Annotated in this window: 14 protein-coding genes; all 14 read right to left on the bottom strand. The window is 61.4% G+C overall.

What is annotated here, in order from left to right; all coding sequences use genetic code 11:
- Positions 1-106: 106 nt before the first annotated feature.
- On the bottom strand, positions 107-943 hold the full coding sequence (trpC, locus tag AC0J6G_RS18935) for an indole-3-glycerol phosphate synthase TrpC (protein WP_475250401.1): 837 nt from the start codon (positions 941-943) through the stop codon (positions 107-109).
- Positions 940-1,989: an anthranilate phosphoribosyltransferase gene (gene trpD / locus AC0J6G_RS18930; RefSeq protein ID WP_475250400.1), complete on the bottom strand. Its 1,050-nt coding sequence runs from the start codon at positions 1,987-1,989 to the stop codon at positions 940-942. Before trpD ends, trpC begins: the two co-directional genes overlap by 4 nt.
- Positions 1,986-2,582, bottom strand: a complete 597-nt coding sequence (locus tag AC0J6G_RS18925; RefSeq protein WP_475250399.1) for an aminodeoxychorismate/anthranilate synthase component II — start codon at positions 2,580-2,582, stop codon at positions 1,986-1,988. Before AC0J6G_RS18925 ends, trpD begins: the two co-directional genes overlap by 4 nt.
- A gap of 11 nt (positions 2,583-2,593) precedes the next feature.
- Entirely contained in the window at positions 2,594-4,072 is a 1,479-nt protein-coding gene (trpE, locus tag AC0J6G_RS18920) for an anthranilate synthase component I (protein WP_475250398.1), read from the bottom strand.
- Positions 4,073-4,285: 213 nt separating this feature from the next.
- Entirely contained in the window at positions 4,286-5,005 is a 720-nt protein-coding gene (locus AC0J6G_RS18915; protein ID WP_475250397.1) for a phosphoglycolate phosphatase, read from the bottom strand.
- A complete protein-coding gene (rpe, locus tag AC0J6G_RS18910) occupies positions 5,002-5,676 on the bottom strand; it encodes a ribulose-phosphate 3-epimerase (protein ID WP_475250396.1) in 675 nt (224 codons plus the stop codon). Before rpe ends, AC0J6G_RS18915 begins: the two co-directional genes overlap by 4 nt.
- Before the next feature lie 277 nt (positions 5,677-5,953).
- Positions 5,954-7,234: a 4-aminobutyrate--2-oxoglutarate transaminase gene (gene gabT, locus AC0J6G_RS18905; RefSeq protein WP_475250395.1), complete on the bottom strand. Its 1,281-nt coding sequence runs from the start codon at positions 7,232-7,234 to the stop codon at positions 5,954-5,956.
- 80 nt (positions 7,235-7,314) lie between these two features.
- Positions 7,315-8,766: an NADP-dependent succinate-semialdehyde dehydrogenase gene (gene gabD, locus AC0J6G_RS18900; RefSeq protein ID WP_475253823.1), complete on the bottom strand. Its 1,452-nt coding sequence runs from the start codon at positions 8,764-8,766 to the stop codon at positions 7,315-7,317.
- Positions 8,767-8,795: 29 nt separating this feature from the next.
- Positions 8,796-9,623 carry an ABC transporter permease gene (locus tag AC0J6G_RS18895; protein ID WP_160089414.1) on the bottom strand — a complete coding sequence of 276 codons (828 nt, stop codon included), beginning with the start codon at positions 9,621-9,623 and terminating at the stop codon, positions 8,796-8,798.
- A 74-nt stretch (positions 9,624-9,697) separates the two neighbouring features.
- Positions 9,698-10,957 carry an ABC transporter permease gene (locus AC0J6G_RS18890; protein ID WP_475250394.1) on the bottom strand — a complete coding sequence of 420 codons (1,260 nt, stop codon included), beginning with the start codon at positions 10,955-10,957 and terminating at the stop codon, positions 9,698-9,700.
- Between the two features lie 95 nt (positions 10,958-11,052).
- Entirely contained in the window at positions 11,053-12,087 is a 1,035-nt protein-coding gene (locus tag AC0J6G_RS18885; RefSeq protein ID WP_475250393.1) for an ABC transporter substrate-binding protein, read from the bottom strand.
- A gap of 44 nt (positions 12,088-12,131) precedes the next feature.
- Positions 12,132-13,241, bottom strand: coding sequence for an ABC transporter ATP-binding protein (locus AC0J6G_RS18880; protein ID WP_475250392.1), 1,110 nt, complete (start codon positions 13,239-13,241; stop codon positions 12,132-12,134).
- A gap of 232 nt (positions 13,242-13,473) precedes the next feature.
- Complete coding sequence (locus AC0J6G_RS18875; RefSeq protein WP_475250391.1) at positions 13,474-14,103, bottom strand: response regulator; 630 nt, start codon at positions 14,101-14,103, stop codon at positions 13,474-13,476.
- The gene (locus tag AC0J6G_RS18870; protein WP_475250390.1) at positions 14,100-16,496 is read right to left on the bottom strand and encodes a PAS domain-containing sensor histidine kinase; all 2,397 of its coding nucleotides are present in this window, start codon (positions 16,494-16,496) and stop codon (positions 14,100-14,102) included. Before AC0J6G_RS18870 ends, AC0J6G_RS18875 begins: the two co-directional genes overlap by 4 nt.
- Positions 16,497-16,622 lie beyond the last annotated feature (126 nt).

Raw genomic sequence — 16,622 nt, 5'->3', positions numbered from 1 at the left:
GAGCCATTTTTAACGTCGCGTAGCGACGGCCCGAGGGGTGGCCGCCATGGATGGCAGGCAATAAAAAAGCCGACGCATGCGTCGGCTTTTTTATTGCCTGGTGGTTTCAGTCCACATCAGGCGAAGCGATCACCCGCTTACGCTCGGGAAAGAACAGCCGCTCCAGCTCGGCCCCCGGATTGTCCGCTCGCATAAACGCCTCGCCAACCAGAAAGGCATACACCTCGCTGATTTCCATCAGCTCGACATCGGCGCGATTGAGGATGCCACTCTCGGTGACCACCAGACGATCACGGGGGATACGCGGCAGCAGGTCGAGGGTGGTCTCCAGATTGAGCTCAAAGGTGTGCAGGTTGCGGTTGTTGATGCCCACCAGCGGCGTGTCGAGGGTTTTCAACGCCCGCTCCAGCTCATCGCCGTCATGCACTTCCACCAACACATCGAGATCAAAGGCTTTGGCGGTGGCAGCCAACTCGGCCATCTGCCCGTCTTCCAGTGCCGCGACGATCAGCAACACGCAGTCCGCACCCAAGGCGCGGGCTTCAACGATTTGATACGGGTCGATCATGAAATCCTTGCGGATCACCGGCAGCGCGCACGCTGCACGGGCTTCCTGCAGGTAGCGGTCAGCACCCTGGAAGAAGTCGATATCGGTCAGTACCGACAGGCAGGTCGCGCCACCGTGCTGATAACTCAGGGCAATCTCGGCCGGCACAAAGTGCTCGCGCAGCACGCCCTTGCTCGGTGAAGCCTTTTTAATCTCGGCAATAACCGCCGGTTGTTTACGCTTGGCCTGCGCCAGCATGGCCTGAGCAAAGCCGCGCGTAGGGTCTGCTTGACGGGCATGTTGTTCAATTTCAGCGAGGCTAACGATGGCGCGGCGAGCCGCTACTTCTTCAGCCTTGCGCGCGAGAATTTTTTCCAGAACGGTTGGAATACTCACCCGGCATTCTCCTCTTTGAATACGGCGGTAAAGGACACCAACTCCTGCAACTTCTCCCAGGCCAAGCCCGTGTGCAAAGCATCGTGCGCCAACGCTACACCTTCTTTCAGGCTCGCCGCCAGGTCTGCTGCATACAATGCCGCGCCGGCATTCAGTACGATCATGTCAGCGGCCTTCTGCCCGGCTTCGGTTTTACGCTTGCTCAGGGCATCACGGATCAACGCCAGCGAGGCTTCCGGGCTTTCCACGGCCAAGCCAATTAGGCTTTGGCTTTTCAGCCCGAGGTCTTCTGGCAGCACTTCATATTCGCTGATATGGCCATCTTTCAGTTCCGCTACATAGGTCGCAGCGGCCAGGCTGAACTCATCCAGGCCGTCACGCGAATGCACCACCAGGATATGCTGGCTGCCCAAACGCTTGAGCACTTCGGCCAGCGGTCGGCACAGCGCCTGGCTGAACACGCCGACCACCTGATGTTTGACCCCAGCCGGGTTAGTCAGCGGGCCGAGCATATTAAAGATGGTGCGCAGGCCCAGTTCACGGCGCGGCACAGCGGCGTACTTCATCGCCGAGTGATGCACCTGAGCAAACATAAAGCCGACGCCAACGCTGTCGATGCAGCGCGCCACTTGCTCCGGCGTCAGGCTCAGGTAAATGCCCGCCGCTTCAAGCAGATCGGCACTGCCGCTCTTGCCCGACACCGCGCGGTTGCCGTGCTTGGCCACCTTGCCGCCCGCGGCCGCCACAACAAAGCTCGCCGCCGTGGATACGTTGAAGATGTTCGCGCCATCGCCGCCAGTACCGACCACATCGACTACATGGTCGAGGGTTTGCAGGTGCACGTGGCTGGCCAGCTCACGCATCACCGAGACGGCGCCGACGATTTCGTCGATGGTCTCGCTCTTCATGCGCATGCCCATGAGGAACGCGCCGATCTGCGCATCGGTGCACTGGCCGGTCATGATTTCGCGCATGACGTCCTGCATTTCTTCGGTGCTTAGATCGAGTTGACTAACTACCCGGTTGAGGGCTTCCTTGATGTTCATCCGCGCACACCGCCTTGTTGCTTGAGGAAGTTGGCGAACAGTTCATGGCCCTGCTCGGTGAGGATCGACTCCGGGTGGAACTGCACGCCCTCGATATGCAGGGTCTTGTGCCGCAGGCCCATGATCTCGTCGACCGTGCCGTCTTCATGCTGAGTCCAGGCGGTCATTTCCAAGCAATCTGGCAGGGTTTCACGCTTGACCACCAGCGAGTGGTAGCGGGTGACGGTCAGCGGGTTATTCAAGCCGGCGAATACGCCCAGATCACGGTGGAATACCGGACTGGTTTTGCCGTGCATCACCTGACGCGCTCGCACCACATCACCACCAAAAGCCTGGCCGATGCTCTGGTGACCCAGGCACACGCCGAGAATCGGCAGCTTGCCCGCAAAGTGCAGAATGGCCTCAATCGACACCCCGGCTTCGGTCGGCGTGCACGGGCCGGGCGAGACCACGATGCGCTCGGGCTTAAGTGCCTCGATCTCGGCAATGCTCAGTTCATCATTGCGTACCACGTGCACATCAGCACCCAACTCGCCCAGGTACTGCACCACGTTGTAGGTGAAGGAGTCGTAGTTATCGATCATTAAAAGCATGGCGTAACCCCTTATTCGGCAGTCTGTTCGGCGAGGGCAACGGCGCGGAACATGGCGCGACGCTTGTTCAGGGTTTCTTCCCACTCCAGTGCAGGCACCGAGTCGGCGACGATGCCAGCACCGGCTTGCACATGCAGTTCGCCATCCTTGATCACGGCCGTGCGAATGGCGATGGCGGTGTCCATATTGCCATTCCAGGCCAGATAACCCACCGCGCCACCGTAGACGCCACGCTTGACCGGCTCCAGCTCATCGATAATTTCCATCGCGCGAATCTTCGGTGCGCCGGACAAGGTGCCCGCCGGCAGAATGGCGCGCAGCGCATCCATCGCCGTCAGGCCTTCTTTAAGGTGGCCAGTGACGTTGGAGACGATGTGCATGACGTTGGAATAACGCTCGATCACCATCTTCTCGGTGAGCTTGACGCTACCGGTGCTGGCGACACGGCCAACATCGTTACGGCCTAGGTCGATCAGCATCAGGTGCTCGGCGACTTCTTTGGCGTCGGACAGCAGGTCTTCTTCCAGCGCCCGATCCGCCTCTTCATTCGCGCCGCGCGGGCGTGTGCCGGCGATCGGGCGTACGGTGACCAGACCATCCTCCAGACGCACCAGCACTTCCGGCGAGCTGCCGACTACATGGAAGTCACCGAAGTTGAAGAAGTACATATAAGGCGTCGGGTTGATGCAACGCAGCGCCCGGTACAGATCAATCGGCGCAGCCTTGAACGGGATCGACATGCGCTGGGAGATCACCACCTGCATGCAGTCACCGGCGAGGATGTACTCCTTGATCGCTTTGACGGCGTTCTCGTAGTCATCGCGTTTAAAGCTGGAAATGAAATCCGGCTCGGCACCGGCCGGCGCGGCCAGGTCTACGCCCAGGCGCGGGGTAATTGGCTGACGCAGCTTATGCAGAATCTCCTGCAGGCGCGCCTGGCCCTGCTCCAGCGCGTCGGCTTCGCTTGGATCGACCAGCACAATGGCGTGCATCTTGCCCGCCAGGTTGTCGAACACCACCACGGCGTCAGACACCATAAGCAGGATATCCGGCGTGCCGAGGGCATCGGGGTTTACGCCCTTAGCTAATTTGGGCTCGACATAGCGCACGCTGTCGTAACCAAAGTAGCCGACCAGACCGCCGTTAAAGCGTGGCAAGCCCGGTAGGATCGGCACTTTGTAGCGGTCTTTGAACTGCTCGACAAAGGCCAGTGGGTCTGCGCAGTGGTGACGTTCCACTTCGACGCCATCCACGCTGATCGTCACCTCATGCTCGTACGCACGCAGCACCGTGCGCGCCGGCAGGCCGATAATCGAATAACGCCCCCACTTCTCACCGCCCTGCACGGATTCGAGCAGGTAGGTGTTGGCTTCGTCAGCCAGTTTCAAATAAATGGACAGCGGGGTGTCGAAATCCACCAGGGTTTCGCAGGCAACAGGAATGCGGTTATAGCCGGCAGCGGCTAAACGCAGAAATTCTTCGCGGGTCATGTGCAGCCTCGTGGCTTGAGGTAATTCGGTCGAGTGCAAACGCGCCGCCTAGGCGGCCAAGGTCAGATCAGGGGCGCCAGCGCCAACGGGCCAGGGCCTTGATGATTTTCATGTCGGTGCTTACCGACCAGCGCATGCAGTTAACCACCACGAGGCTCTCTTAATTCAGGCGGGATTGAAGTTCGGCCACACTAGCGCAGGGTCAGAACCGAATCAACCCGCAAGGCCCGGCAAAGAAGCGTGCGCAGCGCAGCTTAGCAAACCCTGCAGGTTATCCAGCACGTAAGTGGGGTTCTCTTCGGCAATCGGTCGACCGTGGTTATAACCATAACTTAGCGCGACACACGCCACGCCAGCGGCCTTGGCGGCCAATACGTCATTGCGTGAATCACCGACAAACAGCGCCTGCGACGCCTCCACGCGAGCCAGTTGCAGCACATGGCGCAGCGCCGCCGGATCGGGCTTCTGCTGGGGCAACGTGTCACCGCCGACAATCCAACGGAAATAGCCGCCCAGACCTTTTTCATCGAGCAACGGTGCGACAAAACGCTCGGGTTTGTTGGTGACAATTGCCAGCTCGACCTGCTGCTCGCGCAGCCAATCCAGAGTCGGTTTAACGCCGGGATAGACCTGGGTCAGCGCGTGGTTGGCGGCGTAGTGCTGCATAAACAGCTCCAGCGCCTGCTCGGCCTGCGCGTCATCAACATGCGCATGTTCCAAACCACCGGCCAAGGCGCGGCGCACCAGCACCCGCGCACCGTTGCCCACCCAGTCGCGCACCTGTTGCACACCAACGGGCGGGCGATCCAGATCAGTCAGGGCGTTATCGACGGCAGCGGCCAGATCCGGCACCGAATCCACCAAGGTGCCGTCCAGGTCAAACATCACCAGGCGCGGCAACTCGCCGTTAAACAGCTCGCGCAGCAGGCTCACGCGCGGGCCTGAGCCAGTTCGGCGCGCATGGCGTCGATCACGGTTTTGTAGTCGGGCTGGCTGAAGATGGCCGACCCAGCGACAAAGGTGTCCGCACCGGCGGCAGCGATTTCACGGATATTTTGCACATTAACCCCACCGTCGATCTCCAGACGGATTTCACGGCCGCTGGCGTCGATCAGCGCGCGGGCTTCACGCAGTTTGTCGAGGGTGTGGGGGATGAACTTCTGCCCGCCAAAACCCGGGTTAACGCTCATCAGCAGGATCATGTCGACCTTGTCCATGACGTGCTTGAGCACATCCAGCGGGGTGGCCGGGTTGAACACCAGACCGGCCTTGCAGCCGCCATCGCGGATCAGCTGCAGCGAGCGGTCGATGTGCTCGCTGGCTTCCGGGTGGAAGGTAATGTAGCTGGCACCGGCTTCGATAAAATCGCCGATGATGCGATCCACCGGCTTGACCATCAGGTGCGCATCGATGGGCGCAGTGATGCCGTATTTACGCAGTGCAGCGCAGACCATCGGGCCGATGGTGAGGTTGGGCACGTAGTGGTTGTCCATTACATCGAAGTGCACGATGTCGGCACCGGCGGCGAGTACCTTGTCGACTTCTTCACCCAGACGGGCGAAATCAGCGGACAGAATCGACGGGGCAATGGCGAAGGGTTGCATAACGCACCTCGGTGGCATGTACGAAAGGCGCGCATTGTACCCGAGGCCATTCTCAGGCGTCGCGGGAACGATGGCCGGCAGCACAACACCAGCTAACCCCAGGCGTAGCCTATGCAGCCTCGCTATCCTGCGAGCGTTTGCAATCTGTCACCGCTAAAGCGCCTACCACGGATTAGTGTCGTGCGCGGGTACGAATTCTGTGGGAGGGGCTTTAGCCGAGACGGGCTGAAATGCACAAAACCCGCCGAAGCGGATTTTGTGGGTAACGCGCTGGGGATCAGGCCAGTTCGTCGAAGCACTCGGCGATGATCGCCAGGCCACGGTCGAGCAGTTCATCTTCTGCAGTCAACGGCACCAGCACGCGCAGCACGTTGCCGTAAGTACCGCACGACAGCAGGATCAGACCCTTGTCACGCGCCTTGGCCACGATGTGCCCGGTCAGCGCGGCGTTGGGTTTGTGCACGTCGCCACCTTCGCACAGCTCCATGGCAATCATGGCGCCGAGGGCGCGCACTTCGCCGATGCTGGTATGCTTGGCTTGAATGGCTTTGAGGCCAGTGACCAGCCGCTCGCCGACAACCTTGCAGCGATCCAGCAGTTTCTCTTCCTCGAACACATCCATCACCGCCAACGCCGCGGCGCAGGCCAGCGGGCTGCCGGCGTAGGTGCCACCCAAACCGCCTGGAGCGATGGCGTCCATGTATTCAGCCTTGCCGCACACGCCCGCCACCGGGAAACCGCCGGCGATGGATTTGGCAAAGGTGGTCAGGTCGGCGGATACGCCCATCTGTTCCATGGCGAAGAAGGTGCCGGTACGGCCTGCGCCAGTTTGCACTTCGTCGGCAATCAGCAGGATGCCGTGCTGATCACACAGGGCGCGCAGGCGCAGCATGAAGTCTTTCGGCGCGACGTAGAAACCGCCCTCGCCTTGCACCGGCTCGATGATGATGGCGGCGATGTCGCGCGGCTCGGCGTCGTTCTTGAAGATGCGTTCGATGCTGGCGATCGCATCATCGCTGCTGACGCCGTGCAGTTCACAAGGGTACTGGGCGCGGAAGATTCCGCCCGGCATCAAACCCATGCCAGCCGAGTACGGTACGACCTTGCCGGTCAGGCCCAGGGTCATCATCGTGCGGCCATGGTAACCGCCGGTGAAGGCGATCACCCCGGCGCGGCCGGTGGCTGCGCGGGCGATTTTCACGGCGTTTTCCACAGCTTCAGAGCCGGTGGTGACCAGCAGGGTTTTCTTGGCGAAGTCACCCGGCACACGCGCGGCAACTTTTTCACACAGCTCCACATAGGGCTCATACGCCAGCACCTGAAAGCAAGTGTGGGTCAGCTTGGTCAACTGCTCTTGTACCGCAGCGATGATCTTGGGGTGCAAGTGGCCGGTGTTGAGTACGGCGATACCGCCGGCAAAGTCGATAAACTCGCGGCCTTCTACGTCGGTGACGGTGGCATTCTTAGCCGACTCGGCAAAGATCGGGTGGATCTGGCCCACGCCGCGTGGAACGGCAGCGGTGCGGCGTTGCATCAAAGATTCGTTGGTCTTGCTCATGCGGTCCTCGTTAGGAGTGCAGGTTGTTCAGGGGGTGGAAGACGCGTTGCGGTCTTCCGCCTTATGGATTCAGGCCACGCTTAGATTCCGAGGCACAGGTATTTGATTTCCAGGTATTCATCCAGGCCGTACTTGGAGCCTTCACGGCCCAGGCCGGAGGACTTCATACCGCCGAAGGGCGCCACCTCGGTGGAGATCACCCCGGTGTTGATACCGACCATGCCGTACTCCAGCGCTTCGGCCACGCGGAATACACGGCCCAGGTCGCGGGCATAGAAGTAGGCGGCCAGGCCGAACTCGGTGTCGTTGGCCTGACGAATCACCTCGGCTTCGTCGCTAAAGCGAAACAGCGGTGCCAGCGGGCCAAAGGTTTCTTCACGGGCCACGGCCATCTCGGCGGTCACGCCGCTGACAATGGTGGGCTCAAAGAAGTTGCCGCCCAAACTTTTACCGCCCGCCAGCAGGGTCGCGCCTTTATCCAGCGCGTCGTGCAGGTGGCGTTGCACCTTGGTCACGGCGTCGGCGTTGATCAGAGGGCCGGTGGTGATGCCCTCGTCCATGCCATTGCCGACCTTGAGCTTGGCCACCGCGGCTTGCAGCTTGGCGGCGAAGGCGTCGTACACGCCGTCCTGAATGTACAGGCGATTAGCGCACACGCAGGTCTGTCCGGCATTGCGGTACTTGGAGATGATCGCCCCTTCTACCGCCGCATCCAGATCGGCGTCGTCGAAGACAATAAACGGCGCATTGCCGCCCAGCTCCAGCGAGAGCTTCTTCAGGCTCGGCGCGCACTGCTGCATCAGTTTGATGCCAACGCTGGTGGAGCCGGTAAAGCTCAGCTTGCGCACGATAGGGTTGTCGCAAAGCTCGCCACCCACTTCACGGCTGGCGTCCACGTCCGCCGGGATCACGCTGAGCAGCCCCGCAGGAATACCCGCGCGCTCGGCCAGGGCAGCCAGGGCCAGGGCCGAGAACGGGGTTTGCGGCGCAGGTTTAAGCACCATGGCGCAGCCCACGGCCAGCGCCGGGCCAGCCTTGCGGGTGATCATCGCGCTGGGGAAGTTCCACGGCGTAATAGCAGCGGTCACGCCCACCGGCTCTTTTTGCACCAAGATGCGCTTGTCGCCGGCATGGGCCGGAATGACATCGCCATAGGCGCGCTTGGCTTCTTCAGCAAACCATTCAATAAAGGAGGCGGCATAGGCGATCTCGCCACGGGCTTCGGCCAGGGGTTTGCCTTGCTCGGCAGTCATGATCCGCGCCAGGTCTTCCTGATTGGCCATGATCAGGTTGAACCACTGCCGCAGACGATTGGCCCGCTCCTTGGCCGTCAGAGCCCGCCAAGCCGGTTGCGCGATTTGTGCAGCTTCAATGGCGCGGCGGGTTTCGGCGCGACCCATGTTCGGCACGCTGCCGATCAGTTCGTCGGTCGCCGGGTTACGGATCTCGGTGCGCGCGCCGCTGTCGGCCTCGCACCAGTGGCCGTTCACATAGGCCTGCTGACGCAGCAGGCTGGGGTCATTCAATTGCAGGCTCATGGGGCTCTCTTATTCGGGGTGGTTCAGGACGGTTGCTGGGTGCGCAGCTTCTCGCTACGGCCGCGCAGCCATTCCAGGGTTAGCAGCAGCAGGATGGAGAAACCGATCAACAAGGTCGCCGCCGCGGCAATGGTCGGTGACAGGTTTTCGCGAATACCGCTGAACATCTGCCGAGGCAGGGTGGTTTGTTCGGGGCCGGCGAGGAACAGGGTTACCACCACTTCATCGAAGGAGGTGGCGAAGGCAAACAGCGCCCCGCTGATCACCCCCGGCGCGATCAATGGCAAGGTGACCCGGCGAAACGCAGTCAGCGGCGAAGCACCGAGACTGGCGGCCGCACGCACCAGGTTGTAGTTAAAGCCTTGCAGGGTGGCCGACACGGTGATGATGACAAACGGCACACCGAGCACCGCATGCACCACAATCAGCGACAAGTAGCTGTTGCCCAAACCCAACGGCGCGAAGAACAGGTAGCTGGCCACACCGACGATCACCACCGGCACCACCATGGGCGAAATCAGCAGGCTCATCACCAGCGCTTTGCCGCGAAACTCACCACGGGTCAGGCCGATGGCTGCCAGCGTACCGAACACCATCGCCAGCAGCGTGGCAGCCGGGGCGATGATCAGGCTGTTTTTCAGCGAGCGCATCCACTCGGCAGAGGTGAAAAAGTCTTCATACCAACGCAGGGAAAATCCCTGCAGCGGGTACACCAGAAAGCTGCCGGAGTTGAACGACAGCGGGATGATCACCAGCACCGGCAGAATCAGAAACAGCAGCACCAGCGCGCAGAGGGTGCGTAGGCTGTAATGCCAGATGCGTTCGATGGGCGACATGTAGGGGCTGAGCATAAAAGGCGTACTCCACTTGAGCGTTTGGCACCCCTCTCCCGCGTGGAGAGAGGGGCATCAGGTAGCGGTTGTTCTTAGGCCAGGCGTAACTTGCTGGCACCGACCAGCCAGCTGTACACCACATACAGCACCAGCGTGGCGGCCAGCAGTAGCCCGCCGAGGGCAGTTGCCATGCCCCAGTTGATCGAGCTGTTGGTGTAGAACGCGACGAAGTAGCTGATCATCTGATCGTTCGGGCTGCCCAGCAGCGCCGGGGTGATGTAGTAGCCAATCGACAGGATGAACACCAGCAGGCAGCCCGCGCCGACACCGGCCAAGGTCTGCGGGAAGTACACACGCCAGAAGCTGGCGAACGGGTGGCAGCCCAGCGACACCGCCGCACGCATGTAGGTGGGCGAGATGCCCTTCATCACGCTGTAAATCGGCAAAATCATAAACGGCAGCATGATGTGCACCATGGCGATGTAGACGCCGCTGCGGTTGAACACCAACTGCATGGGCTCATCGATGATGCCGACCGACATCAGCGCACTGTTGATCAACCCGCCCGATTGCAGCAGTACGATCCACGCCGCGACCCGCACCAAAATCGAGGTCCAGAACGGCAGCAGCACCAAAATCATCAGCAGGTTGCTTTGCCGGGTCGGCAGCGTCGCCAACAGGTAGGCCAGTGGATAGGCCAGCACCAGGCAGATGGCGGTAATCACCAGGCTCATCCAAAAGGTGCGGGTGAAAATATCCAGGTAGATGGACTGGTCCGGAGTGGCACTGGCCAGCTCGCCCAGGTCGTCAATGCGATGGTCCAACGCCGCCAACAAGTAGTAAGGCGTCAGGCTGCTGGTATTGCGGCGCACCACTTGCCAATACGCCGGGTCGCCCCAACGCTCATCGAGGGCTTCGAGCGCCGCTTTGTAAGAGTCAGGTTCAGCCACAAATGGCAGCCTGCGTGCGGTGCTATTGATCAGGCTGCGGTAGCCGGCCAGCTCCATGTTCAGGCGTTTGGACAGATCACCCAAGGTACGCTGCTCACGAGCCTCAGCAATATCGAGGGCCATGGCGCGGTAAACCGTTTCATCGGGCAGCCCACGACCGTCCCACGCCTCAATCGCCACCACGGTTTGCGGCAAGGTGCTGACCACCTCGGGGTTGTCCACACTGCGCCACAATAGCGCCACGATGGGCACGATAAAGGTCAGCAGCAGGAAGATCACCAGCGGCAGAATCAACGCCTTGGACTTCAGGCGGTTGAAGCGCTCGGCGCGCGCCAGCTTCTGTTTGAGGCTGGGGCCGGCCCCTTGCAAATCGGTATCGGTGGCGGACAGGACACTGGCCATGAACAACTCCGCAAACAGGTGTCGCCTTAAGGCGACGTAGAATTCAGTTCGCCAGGCCGGTTATAGCGCCGGACCTGGCGTGAGGTCACACAGACTCAGTTACGCGCGGCCCAAGCATTGAAGCGCTGCTCCAGTTGCTCGCCGTAGTCGGCCCAGAACACCACATCGATGGCCACTTGGTCCTTGATGTTTTCCGGGGTTGTGGGCATCACGGTCAGGCGCTCAGGGGGCAGCAGGTCAATGGCTTGCTTGTTGGCCGGGCCGTAGGCGATGTTCTCGGAGAAGACTTTCTGCGCCTCAGGCTGTACCGAGAAGGCGATGAATTCTTTGGCCAGCTCCTGGTTCTTCGCCCCACGCGGGATGGCCCATGAGTCGAAGTCGTAGATGCCGCCCGTCCACACCACTTGCAGGTTGCTCTCAGCTTGCACGGCGGCGATGCGACCGTTGTAGGCCGAACTCATCACCACGTCGCCCGAAACCAGATACTGCGGCGGCTGCGCGCCGGCTTCCCACCACTGGATATGCGGCTTGAGTTCATCGAGCTTGCGGAAGGCCCGGTCAACCCCATCACGGGTGGCCAGCACCTTGTACACCTCGGCCGGGGCAACGCCATCCGCCATCAGGGCAAATTCCAGGGTGTATTTGGCGCCCTTGCGCAGGCCGCGCTTGCCGGGGAATTGCTTAACATCCCAGAAATCCGCCCAACCGGTAGGGGCACTGGCCAGCTTGTCAGCGTTGTAGGCCAGCACCGTGGACCAGACAAAGAAGCCCACGCCGCACGGCTGAATCGCGCCTTTGACGAAGTTGCTCGGGTCGCCGAACTGGGCCGGATCGAGGGTCTCGAACAGGCCTTCATCACAACCACGGGCCAATTCCGGCGACTCCACTTCCACCAGGTTCCAGCTCACGCTGTTGGTGTCGACCATGGCTTTGACGCGGGCCATTTCACCGTTGTATTCGCCCGCCAGGATCTTGTTGCCGGTGGCCTTTTCAAAAGGCTGGTAGAAGGCTTTGACCTGCGCATCCTTGCTAGCGCCACCGAACGAGATGGCGGTCAGATCCACCGCCAGGGCCGGCATTGCGCAGGCCACGCCGACGGCCAGGGCCGCGAGCTTCAGGGATTTCATCATTATTGTTAGCTCCTCTGTGTCACATAGGGTCAGGTTGTAAACAGTCACTCAGGCTGCAGCGGGTCGAGTGCGCGGGCATGCTCGACATGCCAGCCGAGCGGCACCAGGTCGCCGACACTCAGCTCGGCATCCAACTCGGCGACGGGCTGCTTGACGTAAAAATCGTCTTTGCCACAGACCTCCATGCGGATACGCACGTGGTCGCCGAGGTAGATAAATTCGGCCACACGGCCGGAGAAACGGTTGCGGCAGGCTTCGCTGTGGCCATTGAGGCGCACACGCTCCGGGCGGATCGACAAGGTGACTGGCTCGCCCACGGCACCGACGTTGACGGCCAGCGCTTCGACCTGTTCGCCACGGGTCAGGCCAATCACACAACGCTCGCCGTCCTGGCTGAGTAGCTGGCCGCTGATGCGGTTGTTCTCGCCGATAAAGTTGGCGACAAAAGTGTTGCTCGGCTGCTCATAGAGCGTGCGCGGGTCGGCAATCTGCTGGATCTCGCCTTGGTGGAACACCGCCACGCGGTCAGACATGGTCAGCGCTTCGCCTTGATCATGGGTGACATAGACCACGGTCACGCCCAGACGCTGATGCAGGTGCTTAATTTCCATCTGCATGTGCTCGCGCAGCTGTTTATCCAGCGCGCCGAGGGGTTCATCCATCAGCACCAGCTGCGGCTCGAAGACCAAGGCACGGGCCAAGGCCACCCGCTGTTGCTGACCACCGGACAGCTGACCGGGATAACGATTGCGGAAGCTGTCGAGCTGCACCATGGACAGCGCCTTTTTCACCCGCTCCGCGCTGTCGGTGCGCGACATGCCGCGTACGCTCAGGGGGAAGGCGAGGTTCTCGGCCACGGTCATGTGCGGGAACAGCGCGTAGTTCTGAAACACCATGCCGATGTCGCGCTTGTGCGGCGGCAGGCGATTGAGGGAACGGCCGTCGAGCAGAATCTCGCCAGCGGTGGGCGTTTCGAACCCGGCCAGCATCATCAAGCTGGTGGTTTTACCCGAACCGGACGGCCCCAACAGGGTGAGAAATTCGCCCTTGCGGATATCCAGATTGAGATCTTTGACGATCAGGTTTTCGCCGTCGTAGCTCTTTTGCACACCACGAAAGCTCACCAGTACATCGTTTGCCTGAGACCCGCTCATCGCCACACCCTTGTTGTTGTCTGCACGCTGATGGCACAAGACTAGGAGGGTTAAGCCGGGGGCATAATCGGGCTGGATGACAACTTGATGTCAGGCGAAAGGAGAACGCAGCGTAGGGATTGCCCTACAAAAGATGCCACCGTAAACAGCCGCACAGAAACAGTGCGCAAGCCTCACCATGCGGGCCTCGCAGCGCTTGAGGCGTCACGTAAAAAGCACGCGAAGCACCGTTTTAGAGCAGTTTATGCTCCATGGCGTAGCGCACTAGGTCAGCCACAGAATGCAGCCCCAGCTTCTGCATCAGGCGCGCTTTGTGGGTGCTGACGGTTTTGTTGCTGACCGCTAGGTGCAGGGCAATGTCGTTGACCCCCTCACCGCGCACCAAACGCTCAAACACGGAGAATTCGCGCTCGGACAATTGCGCATGCGGCGGACGCGAATCGGTCAGGCCCACCTCAAACACCATACGGTCGGCCAAGTCAGGGTCAATGTAACGGCCGCCACTGGCCACTTTGCGAATGGCGGCAATCAATAATGCCGGGGCGCTGTCTTTGGTGGCGTAACCGGCCGCACCGATCTTCAGGGCGCGGGCAGCCATTTGCGCTTCATCGTGCATGGACAGCACCAGAATCGCCGGCGAGCGCAGCAGCGCGCGGATGCGTGGAATGGCCTCAAGGCCGTTGACGCCGGGCATGGAAATGTCCAGCAGCACCACATCGCACTCCACCTTGCGCAGGGTCTCCAATAGTTGCTCGCCATTGCTCGCTTCACCCACCACTTCAAGGTCGCGCGCCATACCAATCAATTGCTTGATCCCTTCACGCACGATGGCGTGGTCTTCTGCCACCAATACCCGAATCACGTCAGTGCCTCCTCATCCAATGCCACATGCGCCAGCAGCGTAGTGCCCTCGCCCGGCTGACTGTCAATCTGTAAACGCCCGCCGAGCATAAATACCCGCTCCTGCATGCCGACCAGGCCGAACGATTGCCCTGCTTTGCGTGGCTCCTGCGTGAAGCCTTTACCGTCGTCAATCACACACAGGCACAACTCACCCTGCTCCACGCGCAAGTAAACCTGCACGCTGTGCGCACCGGCGTGTCGCATTACGTTGGTCAGCGCCTCCTGCAGAATGCGGAACAGGCCAATGGCCTTAGCATCGCTGAGCGGCGGCAGGTTATCGGGCACCTCCACCAGGCAAGGAATCTGGGTGCGCGATTCAAAACGGCGCACCTGCCATTCGATGGCCGAGGCAATGCCCGCATCCAGGATCGGTGGGCGCAACGCCGTGGCCACGTCGCGCACCAACTGGAACAGATTGGCGATCAGTTTCTTCATGCTGGTCAGACGCTCGTCCAGCCCCTCGACCTGACCAGCAAAGGCCAGCTCACACATTGCGGTTTCCAGCTTGAGCACGGTCAGCACCTGCCCGAGCTCATCGTGCACCTCGCGGGCAATCCGGGCTTTTTCTTCCTCGCGGACGCTTTCCAGGTGGGCCGCCAGCTCGCGCAGATGGGCGCGCGACTCCGCCAAGGCCAGCTCGACCTGCTTGTTTTCCGTGATGTCCCAGACGATGCCGTCCCACACCACCCGCCCTTCGCCCAGGCTGCGCGCCGTGGCTTTGATGTCCGCCCAGCGCAGTTCGCCGTCACAGGTGAGGATGCGCCCTTGCCATTGCCAGTCGTAGTCGCCCTCCAGCGCTGCATCCTGGGTTTGCCGATAGTGGGCCTGATCGTCAGGGTGCACCAGGCTGCGGATGCCACGGTCTTCACGTTGCAGCTCGGCCGCCGGGTAGCCGACCAACTCCAGGCTGGCCTCGCTGATGTAGGCAAATTCCACTGGCTGCTCGGCACTGGCCCGCTCCAGGCGGAAAACCAGCCCCGGTACATTGCCGGCGATGCCCTTCAAGCGCGCTTCACTTTCTTGCAAGGCAGCCTGAGCACGGCGGCGCTCGGTGACATCGGTGATAAACACCACCAGGTATTCAGATTGGTCAAAGCGCAGAAAACTCAACGACACATCCACCGGCAAACGGCTGCCGTCAGCGCGCTGGCAATCGATTTCGAAGCCGGGCAAGGGCGTCAGGCTGCCGCGCGCCTGACGCCACAAGCTCAGCCAGCGGTCCATGCTCAGCGCAGGCTCCAACTGCACCAGCGGCATGTCGACCAGTGCACCGCTGGCATAGCCCAGCATGCGTTCAGCCGCCAGGTTGGCGTAGCGCACGTGGCTGTCCCAATTGACCCAGAGAATGCCCACGGTGCTGTTATCAATCGAAAACTGGCTAAGGCGCAGCGCCTGCTCGGCTGCTTCACGCTGGCTGAGCACGGCACGCGCATCCAGCAACTGGCGCTCCAGGCTGCGACGCTGCTGCAACAAGTGTCGGGTAATAACCGCCGCCGCCAGCAGGATGATCCCCAGAAACAGGGTCAAGCCTTTCCAAAACGCCAGCGGGTTGCCCAGCTGACGCGGCGTGAGCGGAAACCAGCGCGCCTGTAATTGCTCAAGCTCACCGCCGGGCAGCGCTTGCAACGTGCGCTGGACTATCCCGGCGAGCATCGGCATATCACGACGGCTGCCAATGCGCAGCAACTGCGGCAAGCCAATGTCACCGACGATGCTCAACCCCGCAAACTGGGTTTCGCGCAACAACAGGCTCAGGCGCGCCTCATCCACCACCGCGTAGCTGACTTCCTGGCGCAACAGCAGATCCAGCGCCATGCGCTCATTGGCCACTGGCTGCAACTGCACGTTGCTGTGTGTCACGCGCAGGTATTCCTGCACGGCACTGGGGGCACGTACCGCAACCTTTTCATCGCGCCCCACGCGGTCAAGGTCGATCGCACTGCTGCCGCGCCGCTCCCCAACCACTAGATGCGGTACGCGCAAATAGGGGTCAGAAAAGCGCCAGCGGCGCAGGCCTTGCGGGGTTTGCTGCAGGCCGGGGGCCAGGTCAACTTCGCCACGTTGCAGGGCTGCCTCCAGCGCGTCTTGATCGGCAAAGCGCAGCCACTGCCCCTGCACGCCCATGCCCTGTAGCAAGCGGTTCATCAACTCGACATTGGCCCCCGACAAGCGCTGCTGGCGGCGATCAAATTGCGCCCAGGGCGCCTGCATCACCAGGCCGACCCGCAAGGTGTCATGCGCGCTCAGCCACTCGCGCTGCTCGGCGGTAAACGCTGGACGCAGGGGCAGCAAGGGACTTTCAGCGGCGCACAGCAGTGCCGGCCAGAGTAAAAGAACAATCAACAGGCGCATCAACACAACCACACTCCATGGGGTGACGATCTGGCAAAGGCCGGGCGACCCTTACCTTACTCCAGTCCTGCTGGGCTGAGCAGACTGGGAAACTCGCAGCCGCCGCAGACAAAACGAGCGACAGAA

The sequence above is a fragment of the Pseudomonas sp. TS_SC_3 genome (genome assembly GCF_056156225.1).
This window is presented reverse-complemented; position numbering and strand designations above follow the sequence as displayed.